This window comes from Stenotrophomonas sp. YJH_SMC_91 (assembly GCF_059368495.1).
The window spans coordinates 367561-389018 of record NZ_JCAFRT010000002.1 but is presented as its reverse complement, the minus strand read 5'-3'; the positions used below and the strand labels follow the sequence as shown (position 1 = coordinate 389018).

21 protein-coding genes are annotated in these 21458 nt (G+C 66.6%); 8 read left to right on the top strand and 13 right to left on the bottom strand.

Translation table 11 applies throughout. The annotated features are described in order from the left end of the window. Positions 1–32 precede the first annotated feature (32 nt). From AC5P5X_RS05420 to asnS, 10 genes are all read right to left on the bottom strand, one after another. Positions 33–719 (bottom strand): DUF2461 domain-containing protein, encoded by a 687-nt coding sequence (locus AC5P5X_RS05420; protein WP_005410240.1) that lies wholly within the window; start codon positions 717–719, stop codon positions 33–35. Beyond that, positions 716–2155: an exodeoxyribonuclease I gene (gene sbcB, locus AC5P5X_RS05415; protein WP_049403118.1), complete on the bottom strand. Its 1440-nt coding sequence runs from the start codon at positions 2153–2155 to the stop codon at positions 716–718. The genes AC5P5X_RS05420 and sbcB overlap by 4 nt, the downstream gene beginning before the upstream one ends. After that, positions 2155–3522, bottom strand: a complete 1368-nt coding sequence (locus tag AC5P5X_RS05410) for an FAD-dependent oxidoreductase (RefSeq protein WP_012480765.1) — start codon at positions 3520–3522, stop codon at positions 2155–2157. The genes sbcB and AC5P5X_RS05410 overlap by 1 nt, the downstream gene beginning before the upstream one ends. Positions 3523–3553: 31 nt before the next feature. Next, complete coding sequence (kynU, locus tag AC5P5X_RS05405; RefSeq protein ID WP_005410237.1) at positions 3554–4828, bottom strand: kynureninase; 1275 nt, start codon at positions 4826–4828, stop codon at positions 3554–3556. Between the two features lie 162 nt (positions 4829–4990). Beyond that, positions 4991–5512, bottom strand: a complete 522-nt coding sequence (locus AC5P5X_RS05400) for a 3-hydroxyanthranilate 3,4-dioxygenase (RefSeq protein WP_005413911.1) — start codon at positions 5510–5512, stop codon at positions 4991–4993. A 20-nt stretch (positions 5513–5532) separates the two neighbouring features. Beyond that, positions 5533–6195, bottom strand: a complete 663-nt coding sequence (gene can, locus AC5P5X_RS05395) for a carbonate dehydratase (protein WP_005413910.1) — start codon at positions 6193–6195, stop codon at positions 5533–5535. Positions 6196–6269: 74 nt separating this feature from the next. Then, positions 6270–6908, bottom strand: a complete 639-nt coding sequence (locus AC5P5X_RS05390) for an FMN-binding negative transcriptional regulator (protein ID WP_111189475.1) — start codon at positions 6906–6908, stop codon at positions 6270–6272. Between the two features lie 7 nt (positions 6909–6915). Further along, positions 6916–7230, bottom strand: coding sequence for a hypothetical protein (locus AC5P5X_RS05385; protein ID WP_005410233.1), 315 nt, complete (start codon positions 7228–7230; stop codon positions 6916–6918). Positions 7231–7237: 7 nt separating this feature from the next. Next, the gene (locus tag AC5P5X_RS05380) at positions 7238–7537 is read right to left on the bottom strand and encodes a hypothetical protein (RefSeq protein ID WP_005410232.1); all 300 of its coding nucleotides are present in this window, start codon (positions 7535–7537) and stop codon (positions 7238–7240) included. A 30-nt stretch (positions 7538–7567) separates the two neighbouring features. Beyond that, entirely contained in the window at positions 7568–8962 is a 1395-nt protein-coding gene (asnS, locus tag AC5P5X_RS05375; RefSeq protein WP_005410231.1) for an asparagine--tRNA ligase, read from the bottom strand. 128 nt (positions 8963–9090) lie between these two features. Between asnS and AC5P5X_RS05370 the strand changes: the two genes are divergently transcribed. The 5 genes from AC5P5X_RS05370 to rplI all read left to right on the top strand — a co-directional run bounded on the left by AC5P5X_RS05370 (position 9091) and on the right by rplI (position 11502). Then, the gene (locus AC5P5X_RS05370; RefSeq protein ID WP_005410230.1) at positions 9091–9429 is read left to right on the top strand and encodes a HesB/IscA family protein; all 339 of its coding nucleotides are present in this window, start codon (positions 9091–9093) and stop codon (positions 9427–9429) included. Between the two features lie 66 nt (positions 9430–9495). Next, positions 9496–10038, top strand: coding sequence for a CbrC family protein (locus AC5P5X_RS05365; protein WP_012480761.1), 543 nt, complete (start codon positions 9496–9498; stop codon positions 10036–10038). A gap of 230 nt (positions 10039–10268) precedes the next feature. Then, positions 10269–10706, top strand: a complete 438-nt coding sequence (rpsF, locus tag AC5P5X_RS05360; RefSeq protein WP_005410228.1) for a 30S ribosomal protein S6 — start codon at positions 10269–10271, stop codon at positions 10704–10706. 11 nt (positions 10707–10717) lie between these two features. Beyond that, entirely contained in the window at positions 10718–10948 is a 231-nt protein-coding gene (rpsR, locus tag AC5P5X_RS05355) for a 30S ribosomal protein S18 (RefSeq protein WP_002804494.1), read from the top strand. A gap of 104 nt (positions 10949–11052) precedes the next feature. Continuing rightward, on the top strand, positions 11053–11502 hold the full coding sequence (rplI, locus tag AC5P5X_RS05350) for a 50S ribosomal protein L9 (RefSeq protein ID WP_005410227.1): 450 nt from the start codon (positions 11053–11055) through the stop codon (positions 11500–11502). A gap of 110 nt (positions 11503–11612) precedes the next feature. Here rplI and AC5P5X_RS05345 read toward each other — a convergent pair whose 3' ends face one another. Together AC5P5X_RS05345 and AC5P5X_RS05340 are read right to left on the bottom strand one after the other, a co-directional pair. Then, the gene (locus AC5P5X_RS05345) at positions 11613–12083 is read right to left on the bottom strand and encodes a DUF1963 domain-containing protein (RefSeq protein ID WP_232503895.1); all 471 of its coding nucleotides are present in this window, start codon (positions 12081–12083) and stop codon (positions 11613–11615) included. Between the two features lie 221 nt (positions 12084–12304). Beyond that, positions 12305–12892: a hypothetical protein gene (locus tag AC5P5X_RS05340; RefSeq protein WP_012480758.1), complete on the bottom strand. Its 588-nt coding sequence runs from the start codon at positions 12890–12892 to the stop codon at positions 12305–12307. A 311-nt stretch (positions 12893–13203) separates the two neighbouring features. Between AC5P5X_RS05340 and smc the strand changes: the two genes are divergently transcribed. Both smc and zipA read left to right on the top strand, forming a co-directional pair. Next, entirely contained in the window at positions 13204–16707 is a 3504-nt protein-coding gene (gene smc / locus AC5P5X_RS05335) for a chromosome segregation protein SMC (protein WP_111189476.1), read from the top strand. Between the two features lie 46 nt (positions 16708–16753). Beyond that, complete coding sequence (gene zipA, locus AC5P5X_RS05330; protein WP_005410225.1) at positions 16754–17494, top strand: cell division protein ZipA; 741 nt, start codon at positions 16754–16756, stop codon at positions 17492–17494. A 95-nt stretch (positions 17495–17589) separates the two neighbouring features. Here zipA and AC5P5X_RS05325 read toward each other — a convergent pair whose 3' ends face one another. Next, complete coding sequence (locus AC5P5X_RS05325) at positions 17590–18714, bottom strand: pyridoxal phosphate-dependent aminotransferase (RefSeq protein ID WP_012480756.1); 1125 nt, start codon at positions 18712–18714, stop codon at positions 17590–17592. A gap of 248 nt (positions 18715–18962) precedes the next feature. Between AC5P5X_RS05325 and ligA the strand changes: the two genes are divergently transcribed. Next, on the top strand, positions 18963–21434 hold the full coding sequence (gene ligA / locus AC5P5X_RS05320) for an NAD-dependent DNA ligase LigA (RefSeq protein WP_181453870.1): 2472 nt from the start codon (positions 18963–18965) through the stop codon (positions 21432–21434). Positions 21435–21458: the final 24 nt, after the last annotated feature.

Genomic DNA, 21458 nt, shown 5'->3' with positions numbered 1-21458 from the left:
GGCAGCCAGTGGTGAACGGCAGGTGATGCGGCTCAGAACTCCAGGTCCAGAGCCGCGCACAGGTAGTCAACGAACGGGCCGAGCCCAGCCAGGTCCTTGCCCAGCGTGGACAGCAGGCGCGGGCCGGTCATGGTGGCATCGTCCAGCGAGCGCCACATCACCCAGTTGCGGTGCTTGAGGTCGTCGATGAACTCGAAGTCGGCCGGGAAGCCACGCGGGGGCCGCACCAGCTTTTCGCTCTCCTCGAAATCGAAGCGTTTGCGCAGGGCCGGTGCATGCGCGGCGGCCTTCCAGCTGCCCGGATTGTCGAGGATGAAGTGGCGTACGCGGCGCTGGGTTTCCGGTTCCGGATGCCACAGGCCGGCGCCGACGAAGCTCTCGCCCGGCTGCAGGTGCACGTAGAACGAGGGCGCGGCCACTTCGCGGCGGCGCTCATGGAACAGGCGTGCACCCTGCCAGGTCTTGTACGGCGACTTGTCGTTGGAAAAACGCGCGTCACGATGGATGCGGAACAGCGAGCCACCGACGCCACGGGTATCGGCGCGGAAGTGCTCGCTGACCTCGGCCAGCGCCGGCTGCAGGTCGCCCAGCAGGCGCAGGAACGGCTGCCGCACGTGGTCTTCGTACTGCTGGCGGTGATCGTTGAACCAGGCCTTGTCGTTGTGCCGCGCAAGGCTGCGCAGGAACTTGAAGCTGGCGTCCGAGAAATAAGTGCTCACAGCGTCTCCTGCAGGTGCTGGCCCCAGTCGCGCAGCGATTGCAGCAGGGCCTGGCGCCGGGTGTCATCGGGCGCTTCGGCCGCCAGTGCATCCAGCTGCTGCTGGTACTGGGGCAGGTTGAGTTCGCCCAGGCCGCCGTCTCCGAGCAGGCGCTGGCGGCGGTAATCCTGCCAGCGCTGGCGTTCAGGCGGCGCGAGGCTGTCGGGATGATTGCGCGCGCGGTAGCGGAACAGCAGCTCCGGCAGGCGCGGGTCGCGGAAGCGACCTTCCAGCGCGGCCAGCTGCTCGGGCGCGGTGGTGCGTGCAAGCGCAAGCAGCGGCTTGTCACCGTTGCCGAGGAAGCCGTCGTACAGCGAGGCATCGACGTCGGCCACGGTGGCGGCGCGGGGCTGGTTGTAGACCTGCCGGGCCTTCTCGGCCAGCTGCGGGGCGAACGCGCGCAGGCGTTCCACCTTGGCTTCGATCGCAGCCACATCCAGGCCGAGGCGCGCGTGGTCATCGGCGCGCAGGTGGTTCCAGGCGATCAGCGCCGGCACCTTGTTCAGATGCACTTCCTTCAGCGGTACCCGTGCCGCGCCTTCGGGCAGCTCGCTGGCGCGCATGTACAGGCGCTGTGCGATCACCTCGGCCGGCAGTTCCAGCAGGTCGTCGATCTCGCCTTCCAGGTCGAACACGATCACCCGGTTGTTGATGGTCGGGTGCACGGCCAACGGCAGCACCGGTGCCGCGCACAGGCGGCTGGCCGGGTAGCGCATGGAAATGTGCAGCACCGGCTTCATCGCGGCCACGTCCAGCAGGCCGCCGACGAAGCGCTTGTCGCGCAGCTTCAGGGCGTAGTCCCACAGGCGTGGTTGCGACTGCTTGAACAGCCGCGCCATGCCGATGGTGGCGCGCACGTCGGACAGTGCTTCGTGTGCATCGCCTTCGCGCACGTGGTTGGCTTCGGCCAGATGTTCGAGCTTGAACGAGGTGGCGCCATCCTCGCGCAGCGGCCACTGTATGCCGTCCGGGCGCATCGCGCGCATCAGCCGCAGCATGTCCAGCAGGTCCCAGCGCGAATTACCGTTGCGCCACTCGCGTTCGTACGGATCGTGGAAGTTGCGGAACAGCCCGTAGCGGACGAACTCATCGTCGAAGCGCAGCGTGTTGTAGCCCAGCGCGCAGGTGCCGGGGCGCGACAGCTGCTCGTTGATGCGGTCGAAGGCCTCGGCCTCGCTGATGCCCTCGGCCAGTGCCTGCTGAGGGGTGATGCCGGTAACCAGGGTGGCCATCGGCGAGGGCAGCAGGTCATCGGCCGGGCGCACGAAGAAGCTGACCGGGGTGTCGATTTCGTTGAGATCGGCGTCGGTGCGGATGGCGGCGAACTGCGAGATGCGCGTGCGCCGCGGGTCCTGGCCGAAGGTTTCCAGATCGTAGAACAGGAAGCTGTCAGCCATCAGTGCGCGCCCTCCAGGACCGGCAGCTGCGCATGGATCTGCGCTTCCAGCGCGGCCCAGTCGATGTTGTCCAGTGAATCATGGCCGGTGGTGGCGGCCACCAGCATGTCGCGTTGCAGTTCGGTGCGGCGTAGCGCCTCGGCGTACGGCGTGTGCAGGAAGGTGACCATGGTGTAGTGCGGCACGAAGCGGGTCGGCCAGCGCCGCTGCAGTTCCTGTTCCAGTTCGCGCTGCAGCAGGAATGCAGGGTCGGCGACGCGATCGCGCATTTCCAGGTAGTTCTCCAGCGCCATCTGCTGGATGGCACGTGCATTCGGCTTGCGCTCGGCTTCGAACGCGGCGAACGCACCTTCCAGATCATCGGCCTCCATCAGGTGGCGGGCCAGCGCAACGCAGTCCTCGAACGCGCAGTTCATGCCCTGGCCGTGGAACGGCACCATCGCATGCGCGGCGTCGCCGATCAGCACGGCACGGCCCTGCTGGTGCCAGCGATCGAGCGTCAGCGTGCCAAGCAGGCCCGGCGGGTGCTGTTCCCAATCTGCGCGCAGGTTCGGGATCAGCGGCAGGGTGTCGGCGAACTCGCGCGCGAACAGCGCCTCGGCCTGCGCGCCGGTATTGATCGTGGCGAAGCTGGGATCGCCCTGGTTGGGCAGGAACAAAGTGACGGTGAAGGTGCCTTCGTGATTGGGCAGGGCGATGCACATGTAATGGCCGCGCGGCCAGATATGCAGCGCGTTGCGCTCGATGCGGAAGCTGCCATCGTCGGCCGGCGGAATTTCCAGCTCCTTGTAGGAGTGATCGAGGAACGCGATGTCCTCGCCCAGCGGCGCCCGCCGGTTCATCGCCGCGCGCAGGGCCGAGCCTGCACCATCGGCACCGATCAGGGTGTCGAAGCGGATGTCATGCGGGCTGTCGTCGCGGTCGTCGATGAAGCGTGCGTAGCCGGCGTCGAAATCGACGGTATGCAGGCGGCGATGGAAGTGCACGGTGGCGCCGGCCTGTTCGGCCAGTTCCAGCAGCGTGGTGTTGAGGTCGCTGCGATGGATCGACCAGATCACTTCGCTGTCGTCGCGGCCATAGCGCTGCAGCTGCGGTTCGCCTTCGCGCGGATGCACCATGCGTCCGCGCATCATCACCGCGCGCGCCATGACCTCGTCTTCCACACCGGCCTGGCGCAGCGCATTGCGCCCACGCTCGGCCAGCGCCAGGTTGATCGAGCGGCCGCTCTCATAGTCGGCCACGCGTGGATCGCCACGGCGTTCGTACAGGGTGATGCGCCAGCCCTGGCGTGACAGCAGGATGGCCAGCAGCGACCCGGCGAGGCCGGCACCGATAATGCTCAACGAGCGGGAAGCATGTGCGATCAACGAACTGTCCAGCAGTAGGGGAGGGACCGGCTCAGAGGCCGGCCCAGGCTTCCACTTCCTCGACGAAGTGGTGCACGTCCAGGTAGCGGTTGTAGAGCGGGGTGGGCGAGATGCGGATCACGTCCGGCTCGCGCCAGTCGCCGAGCACGCCGATGCCGCGCAGGTGCTCGAACAGCGCACGGCCGCGCTCGCGCCCACCGATCACGCGCAATGACAGCTGGCAGCCACGGCGCTGTGGCTCGGCCGGGGTGATGATGTCGAGCACGCCGGAAAGGCGTGCACGTACAAGCGCTTCGAGCATGCCGGTCAACGCCAGTGACTTGTTGCGCAGTGCCTCCATGCCGGCGCGCTCGAACAGGTCCAGCGACGCGCGCAGCGGCGCCAGGCCGAGGATCGGCGGATTGCTGAGCTGCCAGCCTTCGGCACCGATGGCGGGGGTGAACTGCGGTGCCATCTGGAAGCGGGTGGCTTCCTCATGGCCCCACCAGCCGGCAAAGCGCGGCAGCGTGGTGTCGCGGTGATGGCGCTCGTGCACGAACGCGCCGGCCACCGCACCCGGGCCGCTGTTGAGGTATTTGTAGTGGCACCACACGGCGAAATCGGGTGCGACGTCATGCAGGCGCAGCGGCAGGTTGCCGACCGAGTGCGCCAGGTCGAAGCCGATGCGCGCGCCCTGCAGGCGGGCAGCACGGGTGATTGCATCGAGGTCGAAGGCCTGGCCGGTGCGGTACTGCACGCCGGGCCACAGCACCAGTGCAAGGCGCGGACCGTGTTCGGCGATGGCGCGCTCGATCGCGGTGAGCGAGATCGTTCCGTTGGCTTCGTCCGGTTGCACTTCCACCAGGCACTCGGCCGGGTCGAACCCGTGGAAACGGATCTGCGCTTCGACCGCGTGTCGGTCGGTCGGGAACGCACCGGCTTCCATCAGGATCACCGGGCGCTGCGCGGTCGGTCGGTAGAAGCTGACCATCATCAGGTGCAGGTTCACGCTCAGCGTGTTCATCGCCACCACTTCGCTGGGCAGTGCACCGACCACGCGGGCCAGCTGCGCGCTCACCAGGCGGTGGTAGGACAGCCACTGCGTCGGGCCGGTGAAGTGGCCTTCCACCGCCAGCTCGCCCCATTGCTTCATCACTTCCTGCACCGCGGCCTGGGCGCCACGCGGCTGCAGGCCCAGCGAGTTGCCGACGAAGTAGGTCTGCTCGCCACCGCCATGGCGCGGAATCAGGAATTCGTTACGCAGCGGGCGCAGCGGATCGGCGGCGTCCAGGGCAATGGCGTGGGTGCGGCTGAGCAGGTCGGACATGGTCGGGCAACAGGCTGCAACGGGACCGCCAGTGTAGCGCCTGGGGCATGGCCCGGTAGACGCGGCCACGCTTCGAGCGCCGCGTTTTCTGGTAGTGGCCAACCTTGGCTGGCGCGCGTGGATCCATGCGCCCACCAGGGTGGGCGCCTACCGGTGTGGGCGTCAGCCCGCCGCCGGCACCGGCAGCGGATCCACGTGCCCGCACTGGCTGCAGGTACGCAGCTCCAGGCTGGCGTGATAGCGCGCAAACACCTTGGGCAGGTCGGTCTCGATGTTCTGCAGCGGGAAGAACTCTTCGTGCAGCTTGTGGTTGCAGCGTTCGCAGTGCCAGATCACGCCGTCCTTCTCGTGCGGCAGGCGCTTGCGCTCGACCACCAGGCCGATGCCGCCGGGCGGGCGCCGCGGCGAGTGCGGCACCCTGGCCGGCAGCAGGAAGATCTCGCCGGCGCGGATCGGGATGTCGCGCACCGCGCCGTCCTCCTGCACCTTCAGCACCATCTCGCCCTCGAGCTGGTAGAACCACTCCGGGCCTTCGTCGTAGTGATAGTCGGTGCGCGAATTCGGCCCGCCCACGACCATCACGATGAAGTCGCCGTTGTCGATCATCTTGTTGCCCACCGGCGGCTTCAGCAGGTGGCGGTTTTCTTCGATCCAGGCGTGCAGGTTGATCGGCGAGGCGAGCATGGTCGTGGTCCGTAGTGAGGTCAGTCGCGCCGGCCCTGGCGGGGCACGTAGGACAGTGCCTTTTCATAGGCTGGCTTCAGCTCTTCCGGTCCACCGACATCGATGCCCATTTCGCTGACCCGGCCGTTCTTCAGACTGTAGACCCAGCCGTGCACCATCAGCTTCTGCCCGCGCGCCCAGGCGTCCTCGACGATGGTCGAACGGCACAGGTTGGCGACCTGCTCGATCACGTTCAGTTCGCACAGGCGCGCGTGCTTCAGCTCGTCATCCTCGATCGCATCGAGGATGCCCTGGTGCTTCTGCACCACGTCGCCGACATGGCGCAGCCAGTTGTCGGCCAGGCCGACGCGGGTATTGTGCAGGCAGGCGTGCACGCCGCCGCAGCCGTAGTGGCCGACAATCAGGATGTGCTTCACCTTCAACTGGTCCACCGCGTACTGCACCACGCTCAGGCAGTTCAGGTCGGTGTGCGCGACCACGTTGGCGACGTTGCGGTGCACGAACACTTCACCCGGGGCCATGCCGATGATCTGGTTGGCCGGCACCCGCGAGTCGGAGCAGCCGATCCACAGGTATTCCGGATGCTGCTGCTTGGACAGCTGCTGGAAGAACTCAGGGTCTTCCTTGGCGATGCGGTCGGCCCAGTCGCGGTTGTTCTGCAGCAGGCGGTGGATGTCTTTCATGTGCGGTATCCCTGGCGTCGGGTGGGGGCAAGGCGCGGCCGTTCTGGTCGCGCCGTCGCGGGAAGCTGGGGTGATCAGCCGCTGGAGGCGGACTGTTCACGGTGCCAGCGCATCCACTGCGCCAGCTCATGGGAGGACGGGGAGGCGAGCGCTTCCAGTGCGGCGATCACGGCCTGCTGGTTGGCGTCGGGATGGTTCTGGCTGAGTTTCAGCTTCAGCTGCACGTGTTCCACCAGGAAGCGGAAGCCGACGATGGCGCGCAGCTCCGGGCCGTGTTCGGCGCGCGCGGGATCGAACTGCCAGGCCTGGCCGACACTGGCTTCGAAGCGGTCGCTGATCGCGCCGACCAGTTCGGCCAGGGCATCAGCCTCGTCGAAGGTCTGCAGCTGGCCACGCAGCTCGGCAGCGGCGTAGTTCCAAGTGGGTACCCGCGCGGCGGGCTCCTTGTCCGGATACCAGCTGGCCGAGACGTAGCCGTGTGGGCCATCGACCAGTACCTTGGCCGCGCCGCTGTGGCGCGACTGCGGGTTGGCGCGGGCCCAGTGGCCGCGCAGTTCGATCTGGTCGCCGTCACGCCGGTACAGCACCGGCATCCGGGTCAGCTCCGGCAGGCCATCGCTGCCGGGGGTGAGCACGGTGACGAACGGGTCGCGCGCCAGCAGGCGGTCCAGCCAGAGCAGGTCGGTCTCGGCGAAGGCGCGCGGGGTGAACATGCAGGGGTCAGGCGCGCCCGCCCAGCGACTGGACCATGCGGCCACGCAGACCCTCGTCGCTGTCGGCCTGCGGCGGCTGCACTTCGTGCAGGCTGAAGCCGCGCACCAGTGCGTCCTCCTCGTCCAGTCCGTCGTACTCGACGAACTCGGCGTCGAACAACTGCGAACGGGCGGTGTCTTCGCTGTCGTAGCTCAGCGTGTTGCCATCGCTGTCGAGCACTTCGGCGGTGCCGGCCGGGCGAACGCGCAGGCGCGCCCAGATCAGGGTGTTGCCGAGGCTGGCCAGCCACCAGCTGTCGCGCGAGGCGGTGATGTCATTCATGGGTGTGTTACCAGAGCGAGGCCAGCCAGAGCAGGGCGGCCATGCCCAGTCCGGCCAGCAGGGTCAGCAGCGATACCCAGGCCGGTGTCGCCAGCCCGGACAGCGAGCGGTCCGGTTGCTGCCGATAGTCGCGGCGCAGCAGCCAGGCCAGGGCATCGGGCTTGAGGAAGGCGCCGCTGCCGAAGCGCGCGGCGAGCGCCGGATGGCGGTCGCGCACGTGCACCAGGGTCAGCGGCCAGAAGATCACGAAGGCACTGAACCCGGCCACTGCAACGCCGACGAAACAGAGGGCGAAGAACAGGGTCATGGGGGCAGTACCTCCGTGGTCGTATGGGGCTTAGAAGTCCGCGCTGCCCGGGGCGCGCGGGTAGGGGATCGCATCGCGGATGTTGGACAGCCCGCAGACGTAAACCACCAGGCGCTCGAAGCCCAGGCCGAAGCCGGCGTGCGGCACCGAGCCATAGCGGCGGAAATCGCGGTACCAGCTGTAGTGTTCGCGATCCAGGCCGAACTGGGCCATGCGCGCGTCCAGCACGTCCAGGCGCTCTTCGCGCTGGCTGCCGCCGATGATCTCGCCGATGCCCGGGGCCAGCACGTCCATCGCGGCAACGGTCTTGCCGTCGTCGTTCAGGCGCATGTAGAAGGCCTTGATGTGCTCCGGATAGTTGGTCACCACCACCGGGCGGCCGACGTGTTCCTCGGTCAGCCAGCGCTCGTGCTCGGTCTGCAGGTCCAGGCCCCATTCGACCGGGAAGTCGAACTTCCTGCCGGACTTCTGCAGCAGGCTGACCGCGTCGGTGTAGTCGATGCGCTCGAACGGTGCGTTGATGAAGTCTTCCAGCTTGGTGATCGCGTTCTTGTCCACGCGCTCGGCGATGAAGGCCAGGTCGTCGCTGCGCTCGTTCAGCACCGCACGGAACAGGTACTTCAGGAACTCTTCGGCCAGGCGTGCGTCTTCGGCCAGGTCGGCGAAGGCGATTTCCGGCTCGATCATCCAGAACTCCGCCAGGTGGCGGGTGGTGTGGCTATTCTCGGCGCGGAAGGTCGGGCCGAAGGTGTAGACCTTGCTCAGCGCCAGGCAGTAGGCCTCGACGTTCAGCTGGCCGGACACGGTCAGGAAGGTTTCCTTGCCGAAGAAGTCGCGGCTGAAATCGATCGCGCCCTTCTCATCGCGCGGCAGGTTCACCATGTCCAGGGTGGACACGCGGAACATCTGGCCGGCGCCTTCGGCGTCGGAGGTGGTGATGATCGGGGTGCTGATCCAGTTGAAGCCGTTCTCGTGGAAGAAACGGTGCACGGCCTGGGCCAGGCAGTTGCGGATGCGGGTGACCGCGCCGAACAGGTTGGTGCGCGGGCGCAGGTGCGCCACTTCGCGCAGGAACTCCGGCGACATCGGCTTGGGCTGGATCGGGTAGGTGAGCGGGTCTTCGACCCAGCCGACCACTTCCACTGCACTGGCCTGGATCTCGAACGACTGGCCCTTGCCCTGCGACTTCACCAGGGTGCCGGTGGCGATGACCGAGCAGCCGCTGGTCAGACGCTTGATCTCGTCGAAGTTGGCCAGGCTGTCGCCGGCCACGACCTGGATCGGGGCGAAGCAGGAGCCGTCGCTCACATTCACGAAGGCCAGATTCGCTGAACCGCGCACCGTGCGCACCCATCCGCGTACCGTGACTTCGCCGCCTTCCGGGATCTTCCCGGCAAGCGCATGTTCAACGCTGACCACCGTCATGACTTGAATCCTCTGCTGATCGACTCGATCTGTGAACACGGGAGTTTACCGGTTGCAGCGTTCTGCTTGCGAGGCATTTTTCGCGGCAACGGCTCCTTATAATGTCCCCGTACCTCTGGAGTAGCCCCATGGCCGTCAGCCTGACCCCCATTGCCTTCGAGCGCGTGCAGCGCTTTGTCGCCCAGACCCCCGGTGCGCTGGGCCTGCGTTTCGGCGTGACCAAGACCGGTTGCTCCGGTTGGGGCCACATCACCGACCTGGCACGCGACGAGCGCGAGGGCGATACCGTGTTCGAGCAGGATGGCGTGAAGATCTATGTCGACGCCAAGAGCCTGGCGCTGGTGGACGGCACCGTGATCGACTTCGGCAAGCACGGCCTGAGCGAGACCTTCACGTTCAGCAACCCCAATGCCACCGCCGAGTGTGGCTGCGGCGAGAGCTTCACCACCGACGCCGACAAGGCCTGACGGCCCGGCGCGTCCCGGTAGCTGCCGACCTTGGTCGGCACGCGGGGCGCGGCAGGGACCCCACGGATGGAACGACCGGCTTTTACCTATCACCCCAACGCCTACGCCCTCTCCTTCGAAGAGGTCGACGGAATCTGTGACTGCTGCGGCCAGCCGCGCACACTGCGCTACCGCGGGCCGTTCTACACCCGTCTGCGTCCGGATTACCTTTGCCCCTGGTGTATCGCCGACGGCAGGGCGGTGGCCAGCTACGAGGGTGAATTCACCGGCTGGAGTGATATCGAAGGGGTCTCGCCAGACCCGGCCGACCCGCCGCCGAGCATCGCCCGTGAGCTGCTGCTGGAGATCTGCGAGCGCACCCCGGGCTACCCGTCCTGGCAGCAATCGGTCTGGCTGAGCCATTGTGAACGGCCCTGCGCCTTCCTCGGTTTCGCCGGCAGCGACGATCTGCTGCCCATCCTCGACCAGGTCCGGCCCGATGTGGCGGAGGTCAATCCACGCGACGCCGACTGGGTGCTGGCGCACCTGAGCCGGGACGGGATGATGGTCGGCTGCCTGTTCCAGTGCCTGGAATGCGGCCAGCATCGCCTTCACGTCGACCTGGGGTGAATCCAGGCGGATTCTTGGGCTGTGCGGGGCTCCGGTAGCGGCCAGCCTGGGTCGGCATGGGGGCTGCGCCCCCGGTTCAGGTTGCCCTGTGACCCGCCGGTTGCCCGGCACCCCCATCTGCGCCATAATGCGCGGCTTCCTGCCTCCCGGCGGGAATCCTTGCCCCACCGCGGTCTCAACGGCGGGGGGCTGTCCGGCCGCAAGGCCACATCCGAAAGGTAGAAAAAAACATGAGTCGTCATTACGAAATCGTGTTCATGGTCCACCCGGACCAGAGCGAGCAGGTCCCGGCCATGATCGAGCGCTACAAGTCGCTGGTCGAGAACGGCAACGGCACCATCCACCGTCTGGAAGACTGGGGCCGCCGCCAGCTGGCGTACCCGATCCAGAACCTGGTGAAGGCCCACTACGTGCTGATGAACATCGAAGCCGACCAGGCCGTTCTGAACGAACTGACCGAGAGCTTCCGCTTCAACGACGCCGTGCTGCGCAACCTGGTCATCAAGCGTGACGAGGCTGACACCGAGCAGTCGCTGATCATGAAGAGCAAGGACGAGAAGGGTGACAAGCCGGAGCGCGGTGAGCGCCGTCGTCGTGACGACGAAGAAGGCGAGTCCAACAACACCGCTGACAACGAAGCCGGCGACGACGCCGCTTCCGCCGCCTAAGGAGCCTTCCCATGTCCAAGTTCTTCCGTCGCCGCAAGTTCTGCAAGTTCACTGCTGAAGGTGTGAAGGAGATCGACTACAAGGATCTCAACACCCTGCGCCAGTACCTGACCGAGAACGGCAAGATCGTGCCGAGCCGCGTCACCGGTACCAAGTCGAAGTACCAGCGCCAGCTGGCGACCGCCGTCAAGCGCGCTCGCTTCCTGGCCCTGATCCCGTACACCGACAACCACGACGTCTGATGCCAGCGGGGCGGCCCGGCGCCGCCCCCGCTGTGCCAGCTATTCGGACAGCCTTTGTTGCGGGGCATCGCCTCGCTAACGAATAACTTATCTGGAGCAATACCATGCAGCTGATCCTCCTGCAGAAAGTCACCAACCTCGGCAACCTGGGCGACCTGGTCGACGTGAAGCCGGGCTACGGCCGTAACTTCCTCGTGCCGCAGGGCAAGGCCGTGCCGGCCACCGAGAGCAACAAGGCCGAGTTCGAAGCCAAGCGCGCCGAATACGAAGCCAAGGCCCAGGCCATCCACGCTGACGCCGAAGGCCGCAAGGCCAAGCTGGAAGGCGCGAGCGTGACCATCGCCGCCAACGCTTCGACCGAAGGCAAGCTGTACGGCTCGGTTGGCCCGCGCGACATCGCCGAGGCCTTCACCGCCGCCGGCCTGCCGCTGGAAAAGAGCGAAGTCATCCTGGGCGAAGGCGCCTTCCGCAACATCGGCGAATACGACGTGCTGGTTCACCTGCACGCCGACGTCGAGACCACCGTCAAGGTCGTCGTCGTCGCCGAAGCCTGATCCCACGCCGCAAGGCCTGGCATCACCGCAGAACGGGCGCCCGCAAGGGTGCCCGTTTTGTTTTGTGGGAACGTTGGACATGTGGAGTCGAGCCATGCTCGACTGGCTGCTCAGGTCGTCTGGATGACGAATCGACCGCAATCCATCGAAGGTGAGGAAATGTTGCGATCAAGCAACAGATAGCCCATTCCGCCGACCAGGATTCCTCGATGCGTCGGTGCGGCCCGGTTCAATCGGGAACCGTTGATCTGGAGGATGAATTCCCGTCCATCAGTGCAATCGTCCTGAAGCCAAGCGGGAATTCCGCCAATCTTGGCGATTCCGTTCTCGACGTCATCCGGGATGGAGGCTGTGGCAGTGGTGATCAGGCGTGGGTCAAAAGGGGGCGCTGCGCTGTCTGCGCCGGGTTCGTGGGGCGCGTAAGCGATGACACGTCCGCCAGTCAGTAGAGCGGTTTCGATGTAGGCATCATCAAGAACGTCATAAGGCGTGAAGATCGACACGCAGAGGTGAGCTCTGATTGCGATCTTCGGGTTGTGCGTTTGAATAAAGGGAGCAGGTAGGCTCGCAAGATGAAGCATTGGCTTCCCCTTGGCGTCGCAAGGCCAAGGAGTATCGGGGGGCAGGTATGGGGCGCCTCCCAAGAAAGCGCATCCCGGAGCTTGGCCATGATTTTCGAATACAAGTTCTCTATACATGGATGAGTCCGATGGCGTTGAGGGCCGAGCCAGCGATGACCTGTTCTTGTCCGGTCTGATGAGTCATGGCCGGCCGAGGTCGAGCAACTGACTTGGCCTGTCTCTCAAGTGGTTTGGATGACAAATCGACCGCAGTCCATCGAAGGTGAAGGAATGTTGCGATCAAGCAACAGATAGCCCATCCCACCGATCAGGATTCCTTGATGTGTCGGGGCTGCCCTATCAAGATCGAAGTCGTCGAACTGAAGAACGAACACCTGGTCTTCCGATTCGTCATCCTGCAGCCAGTAAGGCCGTCCACCAATTTTCGAAGTTCCGTGAGGTGTTTCGCCCTCACTCAGCGCCATCCCGGCACAAATGCGGAGTCGCCCAATCGGCGCGCAGGGAGAGTCTCTTGGTTCATGCCCAGACCAGTGAACGACCACGCGACCGCCCTGGTCCATGGCTTCTTCGAATCTCTGCTCGCCCGAGGTGATGTATGGCGTGAAGACCGAAATGCTCAGCCCAGGCGCGATGTACAGTCCGGCGACGTGGCTTCGAATGAATGCGGCTGGAAAACTGGCCAGGTGCAGCAGTGCGTGTCCATGGATGCTGGTTGGCCAAGGGGTACGGGCATCCAGCCAAGCGGTCCCGCCGAGCACGGGAGCGGTCATCGCGTCGTCGGCGGGGGTAAATAAAAGCGGTCGATGCATCCCCCCATCCTGCACGGCTTCTGATGTGCAGGGCTGTGACTCGGTCCAACAATCAATAAATATCAATGACTTGGGATTTGATCGGTGGCTTGGAAATCCGTCGCCCCAGGCGCAAAGCGACATCTGGACCCATTTCAAGCGCGCTCCGAGCCGGTCATCCCGCCCGTGGAACATTCGCGCCGTTATACTCATTCCATTGTGTCACCCTTGGCTTCATTGAATTCTTTTGAAATCAATGGCTTGAGGTGCTGGCTGACCTGACATCCACAATGCGGGCGCCCCCAGGGCGCCTGTTGGAACCCAATCACGCCATGCGTCTTTCCACGATCAAGCTCTCCGGCTTCAAGTCGTTCGTCGATCCGACCACCCTGCACCTGCCGACCAACATGACCGGCGTGGTGGGGCCCAATGGCTGCGGCAAGTCGAACATCATCGACGCCGTGCGCTGGGTCATGGGCGAGAGTTCGGCCAGCCGCCTGCGTGGCGACTCGCTGACCGACGTGATCTTCTCCGGGTCCAATGCCCGCAAGCCGGTGTCGCAGGCCACGGTCGAGCTGATCTTCGACAACTCCGACCACACGATTTCCGGCGAGTACGCCTCGTTCAACGAGATCTCGGTCAAGCGCACGGTCAGCCGCGACGGCACCAGCAACTATTACCTCAACGGCACCAAGTGCCGTCGCCGCGACATCACCGATCTGTTCCTCGGCACCGGTCTGGGCCCGCGCAGCTACTCGATCATCGAGCAGGGCATGATCAGCCAGATCATCGAGGCGCGCCCGGAAGACCTGCGCGTATACCTGGAAGAGGCAGCCGGCATCTCCAAGTACAAGGAGCGCCGCAAGGAGACCGAGACCCGCATCCGCCACACCCGTGAGAACCTGGACCGGCTGGGTGACCTGCGCGACGAGATCAGCAAGCAGCTCGAACACCTCAAGCGCCAGGCCAAGCAGGCCGAGCAGTACCAGGCCCTGCAGGAAGAGCGCCGGATCAAGGATGCCGAGTGGAAGGCGCTGGAATTCCGTGGCCTCGATGGGCGCCTGTCGAAGCTGCGCGAAGGCCTCTCGCAGGAAGAGACCAAGCTGCAGCAGCTGATCGCCGATCAGCGCGACGCAGAGGCCCGCATCGAAACCTCGCGAGTGCGTCGCGAAGAGGCCGCCGATGCGCTCAACACCGCGCAGGCGGCGGTCTATCAGGTCGGCAGCACCCTGGCCCGCCTGGAGCAGCAGATCCAGCACCAGCGCGAGCTGTCGCAGCGCCTGCACAAGGCGCGCGACGAAACCCAGCAGGCCCTGGCCGAACTGGGGCAGCACATCAGTGGCGACGAGGCCAAGCTGAGGGTGCTGCGGGAGGCGGTAGAGGCCGCCACCCCGCAGCTGGAAGAACTGCAGGAAGAAAACGAGATAAAGCAGGAAAGCCTGCGCGAGGCTGAAGACCGGCTGGCCAGCTGGCAGCAGCGTTGGGAACAGCACACCTCGCAGAGTTCGGAAGCCTCGCGCGCCGGCGACGTCGAGCGCACGCGCGTGGACTACCTGGACAAACAGATCCTCGATGCCGACCGGCGTCGTGAAGCCCTGGCCGCCGAGCGCGCCGGGCTGGACGTGGATGCGCTGGAAGAAGCCTTCGAGCAGCTGCACCTGCAGCACGACACGCAGAAGACCGCGCTGGATGAACTGAGCGAAGACGTCGAGCTGCGCAAGCAGGGCGTGGCGGCGGTGCAGGAACAGCAGCGCAATGGCCAGAACGAACTGGCCGAACTGCGCAAGCAGGCCAATGGCCTGCGCGGTCGCCTGGCTTCGCTGGAAACCCTGCAGCAGGCCGCGCTGGGCCAGGAGCAGGGTGCTGCCGTGGCCTGGCTGAAGGCGCGTGGGCTGGACTCGGCGGCGCGTGTCGGCGAACGCCTGGATGTCGATGCCGGTTGGGAAAACGCGGTGGAAAGCGCGCTCGGCCAGTTGATCGAAGGCGTGCTGGTCGATGACCCGGCCAGCTTGGTCGACGCGCTGGGCGAACTGGGCGAGGGCCACATTGCGCTGGTCGCCAACGATGGCGCGGACCTGAAGGTCGCGCCGACCTCGCTGGCTGCACGCGTGCGTGGCCCGGCAGCGATCCGGCGCCTGCTGGCGCACCTGCACGGTGCCAGGGATCTGTCCGAGGCCAAGGTGCTGCAGGCCAGCCTTCCGGAAGGCGATTCGATCATCACCCAGAGTGGCGAGCGCCTGGGCCAGGGCTGGCTGCGCGTATCGCGCTCCGGTGCCGCCGCGCAGGGCGCGCTGTTGCGCGAACGTGAGATCCAGGAACTGCGTGAGCAGATCGAGCAGCTGCAGGACCGCGAGGCCGAACTGGAAGAACAGCTGGCCGGCTTCCGAGAGCAGCTGCAGGCTGCCGAACAGCAGCGCGAAGACGCGCAGCGTGCGCTGTACCAGGCCCATCGCGCGGTGTCCGAACTGGCCGGCCAGCTGCAGGGCCAGCAGGGCAAGGTGGAGGCAGCGCGCACGCGCATCGATCGCATCGAAGGCGAGCTGAAGCAGCTGCAGGAAACCATTGAAGCCAACAACGAACAAGCGCGTGAAGCGCGCTCGCGGTTGGAGAACGCGGTCAGCAGCATGGGCGACCTGGAATCGACCCGGCAACGGCTGGAGGGCGAGCGCCGCCAGTTGACCGAGGCGCGCGACCTGGCTCGCGACGCCGCCCGTGCGGTACGCGAGCGCGCGCACTCGCTGGCCCTGACCCTGGAATCGCAGCGTGCGCAGCTGGCCTCGTTGAGCCAGGCGCTGGAGCGCATGGGCACCCAGCGCGGGCAGCTGGATTCGCGCCTGGGCGAACTGCATTCGCAGCTGGATGAAGGCGATTCGCCGGTCGAATCGCTGCAGGCCGAGCACCAGAACGCGCTGGAAGAGCGCGTGCGCGCCGATCGCGTGCTGACCGAGGCGCGCACGCTGCTGGACGGCATCGACGCCGAGCTGCGCAACTACGAACAGACCCGCCACCAGCGTGACGAGCAGGCGCTGGCCCAGCGCGAGCGCATTTCGCAGCGCAAGCTGGACCAGCAGGCGCTGGTGCTCAGCGCGGAGACCCTGCAGGCGGCGGTGGAGAAGGCCGGGTTCGTGCTGCAGGACGTACTCAACGCACTGCCCGAGGATGCCCGCCTGGGCGATTGGGAGCAGGCCGTGCACCAGATCGATGGCCGCATGCGCCGGCTGGAGCCGGTCAACCTGGCTGCGATTCACGAGTACGGCGAGGCCTCGCAGCGCTCGGACTACCTGGATTCGCAGCACGCCGACCTGACCACAGCGCTGGAAACCCTGGAAGATGCCATCCGCAAGATCGACCGCGAGACCCGCGGCCGCTTCAAGGACACTTTCGACCGTGTCAACGCCGGCGTGCAGGCGCTGTACCCGCGCCTGTTCGGTGGCGGCCACGCCTACCTGGAATTGACCGGTGAAGACCTGCTCGACACCGGCGTGACCATCATGGCGCGCCCGCCGGGCAAGCGCGTGTCCAGCATCTCGCTGCTGTCCGGCGGCGAAAAGGCGATGACCGCAGTAGCGCTGGTGTTCGCCATCTTCCAGTTGAATCCGGCACCGTTCTGCCTGCTGGACGAGGTGGACGCACCGCTGGATGAAGCCAACGTCGGTCGCCTGGCCAACATGGTCAAGGAAATGAGCGAGAAGGTGCAGTTCCTGTTCGTCAGCCACAACAAGGCGACGATGGAAGCTGCGCACCAGCTGTCGGGCGTGACCATGCGCGAACCGGGCGTCAGCCGCCTGGTCAGCGTGGACCTGGAAGAAGCCGCACGATTGGCGGGCGCGGCCTGACGTGCCATCCTAATTACCTGAATGAACTAGCCGGAGAACCTATCGAATGTCCGACACGGCACTGTTGCGCATCGGCATCCTGGCCGCCGGCCTGCTGTTGATCGCTGCGATCTTCCTGTTTGGCCGTCCGAAGAAGAAGCCCCAGGGGCGTCGCGTGGAAAGCGCGGAACCGACCGGCGGCGAGCGTCGCGAGCCGGTGCTGGGCGATGATGGCGTCACTGTGGCCGATGGCCGCGTAGAGCCGGGCATGGGCTCGGAAGGCGAGCAGGCCGAGCTTGGCCTGGCCGACACCGACGCCGGCGCGGCCAGCGACCTTGGCAAGCGCGCCACCCAGGACTTCGACAAGATCGTGTCGCTGTTCGTGGCCGCTCGCGCCGGCGAACAGCTGCGTGGCGAAGACATCGTGGTGGCGGCGGAGAAGACCGGCCTGGTGTTCGGCCACATGAACGTGTTCCACCGCCTGGTGGAAGGCCACCCCGAGCGCGGCCCGATCTTCTCGATGGCCAGCATCATGAAGCCGGGCAGCTTCGACATGGCCAACATCCGCGCCATGGAGACCCCGGCCATCGCCTTCTTCCTGACCCTGCCGGCGCCGCTGACCGCGCTGGATGCCTGGGAGAAGATGCTGCCCACCGTGCAGCGCATGGCCGAGCTGCTCGACGGCGTGGTGCTGGACGACAGCCGCAACGCTCTCGGCCGGCAGCGCATCGCGCACATCCGTGACGAACTGCGTGCCTATGATCGCCAGCACCAGGCGCCGCCGCTGACCAAGACCCCGCGCTGGTGAGCGCCCTGGTGTGCCGACCAGCGGTCGGCACCCACAACAGTAGATCCACGCCATGCGTGGATGGGGCGAACCAAGGTTCGCCCCCACCAACAGGGTCAGGCCGGTACGCCGGCGACCTTGGCAAATGCCCCGCGGAACGCGGCCATCTCGTCCTCGGTGCCGACGGTCACGCGCACGCGCTGCGGCCAGATCGGCCAGCTGCGGCCGATGATCACGCCGTTGTCTGCCATCGCCTTGGCAAAGGCGGCACCGTCGCGCTGCACATCCACCACGAAGCAGTTCGCTTCCGACGGCACGCAGCTGAAACCACGCTTGCCCAGCCACGCGATGGTGGCCTGCCGCACCTTGGCATTCTGCAGGCGCCGCTGCGCGATCAACTGAGGATCCTGCAGGCTGGCCAGTGCCGCGGCCAGTGCTGGCACGGGTAGCGGGTTGTCGCCCAGGCTGGCCAGTTCGCGCAGGCGGTCGGGATGCGCGGCCGCCACGCCCAGGCGCAGGCCGGCCATGCCATAAAGCTTGGAGAACGTGCGCAACACGATCAGGTCATCGCGCTGCGCCACCTGCGCGATCAGGCTCGGCTGCTCGCTGTACTGCAGGTAGGCCTCGTCGACCAGTACGCGGGTGGACGCAGGCTTGTGGGCCAGCAGCCAGGCGAGCTCATCCGGCGGGCTGATCGAGCCGGTCGGGTTGTTCGGGTTGCACACATACAGCAGGCCGGTCGAGCGCGCGTGTGCGGCGGCCACCATCGCGCGCAGGTCATGTGCGCCGTCGTCGTGCAATGGCACTTTCTGCACGTGCGCACCGTGTGCGGCCGCGACCTCGCCCAGCGTCTCGAAGGTCGGATCGGCGACTACCAGTCCCGCCTGCGGGCCGGTCCACAGCACGGCGGCACGGTTCAGCGGTTCGCTGGAACCCGGATAGAGCCGCACGTGATCGGCCGGAATGCGCGCCTGTTCGATGAAGGCGTCGCGCACCTGACCGGCCAGTGCGAAACGGTAGCGGCCGCAACCGGCGATGCTGTCGCGTGCCGCCTGCTGGGCTGCGGGCGAGGGGCCGTAGGGGCATTCGTTGAAATTCAGCAGCACCGCACCTTCGGCGGGGCCCGGGGCGACGGCTGTCGCGGGTTGGGCATGGCCGGGCCGCGGCAGCCCGCTGCCGGCGACGGCGAGGCCGGCTCCGGCCAGTTGCAGGAAGCGTCGACGGGAAGCGGGCAGGGTCACGGGCAGGATTCCGAAGGGCAGACCGTCGCACGCTAGCGCCGGCGAGGGTGGGCGGCAAGCTGCTTTTTGTGGCGTCGCGCCATGCAGATGTGCCAACCAAGGTTGGCACCTGCCGGAACGAGGGAGAAGGTTGGCACCTGCCGGAGCGGGGAGTGCCCGTCGAGCACGCTCGACGCTGCAAAGGCGGAGGCGTTACAGGGCCTGACGGCTGGGCGCGGTAGAATCCCCGGCCATCCCAGAACCACCGGATTCCGATGAGCCCCAGCCCCGCCGAACGCGCCGAAGACCTTCGCCGGCAGATCGCCCAGGCCAACCGCGCCTATCACGAGCTGGACGCGCCGGAGATCCCCGACGTCGACTACGACCGGATGGTGCGTGAGCTGGAAGCGCTGGAGCGCGAGCACCCGGAACTGGCCCGTGCCGACAGCCCGACCCAGCAGGTCGGTGCGCGCCCCTCTGGCCGCTTCCCGGAAGTGCGCCACGCGGTACCGATGTTGTCGCTGTCCAATGCCTTCAGCGACGAGGAAGTGGCCGATTTCGTGCGTCGCATCGATGAGCGCCTGGGGCGTCGCAGCCTGCGGTTCTCGGCCGAGCCGAAGATGGACGGCCTGGCGATCAGCCTGCGCTACGAGGATGGTCATTTCGTGCTTGGCGCGACCCGTGGCGATGGCAGTACCGGCGAGGACGTGACCGCCAACCTGCGCGAAATCGGTGACATTCCCAAGCGCCTGCACGGCAAGGACTGGCCGGATGTGCTGGAGGTGCGCGGCGAGGTCTACATGGCCCGCGCCGACTTCGAGGCCTACAACGAACGTGCGCGCCTGCAGGGCGGCAAGGTGCTGGCCAATCCGCGCAACGCGGCGGCCGGTTCGCTGCGCCAGCTCGACCCGAAGATCAGTGCGCAGCGCAGGCTGAGTTTCTTCGCCTACGGCACCGGCGAAGTGCAGGGCGGCGAGCTGCCGGACACCCATTCGGGCACCCTGGCCCAGCTCGGCGCCTGGGGCTTCCCGGTCAGTGAGCTGTGCAAAGTGGTGGAGGGCACCGACGGCCTGCTCGGTTACTACCGCACTATCGGTGAACGCCGCGACGGCCTGCCGTTTGATATCGATGGCGTGGTCTACAAGCTGGATGACCGTGCGGGTCAGCAGGCGATGGGCTTCGTCTCCCGTGCGCCGCGATGGGCCATCGCGCACAAGTTCCCCGCGCAGGAACAGAGCACCACGGTGGAGGCGATCGAGATCCAGATCGGCCGCACCGGTGCTGCCACGCCGGTCGCGCGACTGGCGCCGGTGGCTGTGGCTGGCGTGATCGTGTCCAACGCCACCCTGCACAACGCCGACCAGATCGCGCGCCTCGATGTGCGCGTCGGCGACAGCGTGATCGTGCGCCGCGCTGGCGACGTGATTCCCGAGGTGGTCAGCGTCATTCTCGACCGCCGCCCGCAGGGCACCACGCCGTGGCAGATGCCGACGCGCTGCCCGGTGTGCGGCTCGGAGATCGTGCGTGAGGAGGGGGCGGCGGCGTGGCGTTGTTCGGGCGAACTGTCCTGCCCGGCGCAGCGCAAGGAAGCCATTGCCCATTTCGCCTCGCGCCGCGCCATGGACATCGACGGTCTCGGCGACAAGTACATCGAAACCCTGGTGGACGCGGGCATCGTCAAGAGCGTGGCCGACCTGTACCGGCTCAGCCGCGATACGCTGCTGCACTTGAAGCTGGTGCTGGACGCCGAGGAGCCGTCGGCGCTGGCAGCGGCGCTGAAGCTGCACCTTCCCGCCGAGGGCAGTGGTGCGGTGCTCAATGCGGTGCTCAAGCTGGACGGCAACGATCCGGGCTGGCGCGCGCAGGCGCTGGCGCAGCCGGCCAGCTTCGAATGGAACACGAAGAAGATCGCCACCAAGTGGGCCGACAACCTGATCGCAGCGATCGACGCCAGTCGCGCGGCCACGCTGGAGCGCCTGCTGTTCGCGCTCGGCATCGAGCATGTGGGCGAGAGCACGGCCAAGGCGCTGGCGCAGTGGTTCGGTGACCTGGAGCTGATCCGCCACCTGCCGTGGCCGTTGTTCAAGCGTGTGCCGGACATCGGTGGCGAAGTGGCGCGTTCGCTTGGCCACTTCTTCGAGCAGCAGGGCAACCAGCAGGCCATCGATGACCTGCTGCAGGTCGGCCAGGTGCGCATCAGCGACGTGCATGCGCCCAGTGCCAAGCTGCGCGACGGGCTGGATCTGGCGCAGTTGCTGGTCGAGTCGGAGATCCCCGGCATCACCCGTCTGCGCGCCGAAAAGCTGGTGGCTGCGCTTCCCGGCGCACAGGCGGTGCTCGATGCCGAGCATGGCCAGTTCGTCAACGCCGGCCTGCCCGATGACACCGCGCGCGGTCTGGCCGAATGGCTGGACGCTGATGGCCACGGTGCGATGCTGTTGGCCGCCGAGAACGCGATGCGGGAGATCCTGGCCAAGGCGCCGGCGCTGGCCGAGATCGTGGCGGGTCCGCTGGATGGGCAGACCGTGGTGCTGACCGGCACCCTGGCCCAGCTCACCCGCGATGCCGCCAAGGAACGCCTGGAAGCGCTGGGTGCCAAGGTCTCCGGCAGTGTGTCGAAGAAGACCAGCTTCGTGGTGGCCGGTACCGAGGCCGGCTCCAAGCTGGACAAGGCACAGTCGCTGGGCGTGCCGGTGTGGGATGAGGACCGCCTGCTGGCCTATCTTGCCGAACACGAATGATGACGCCGCCGGGTGCCCGGCACC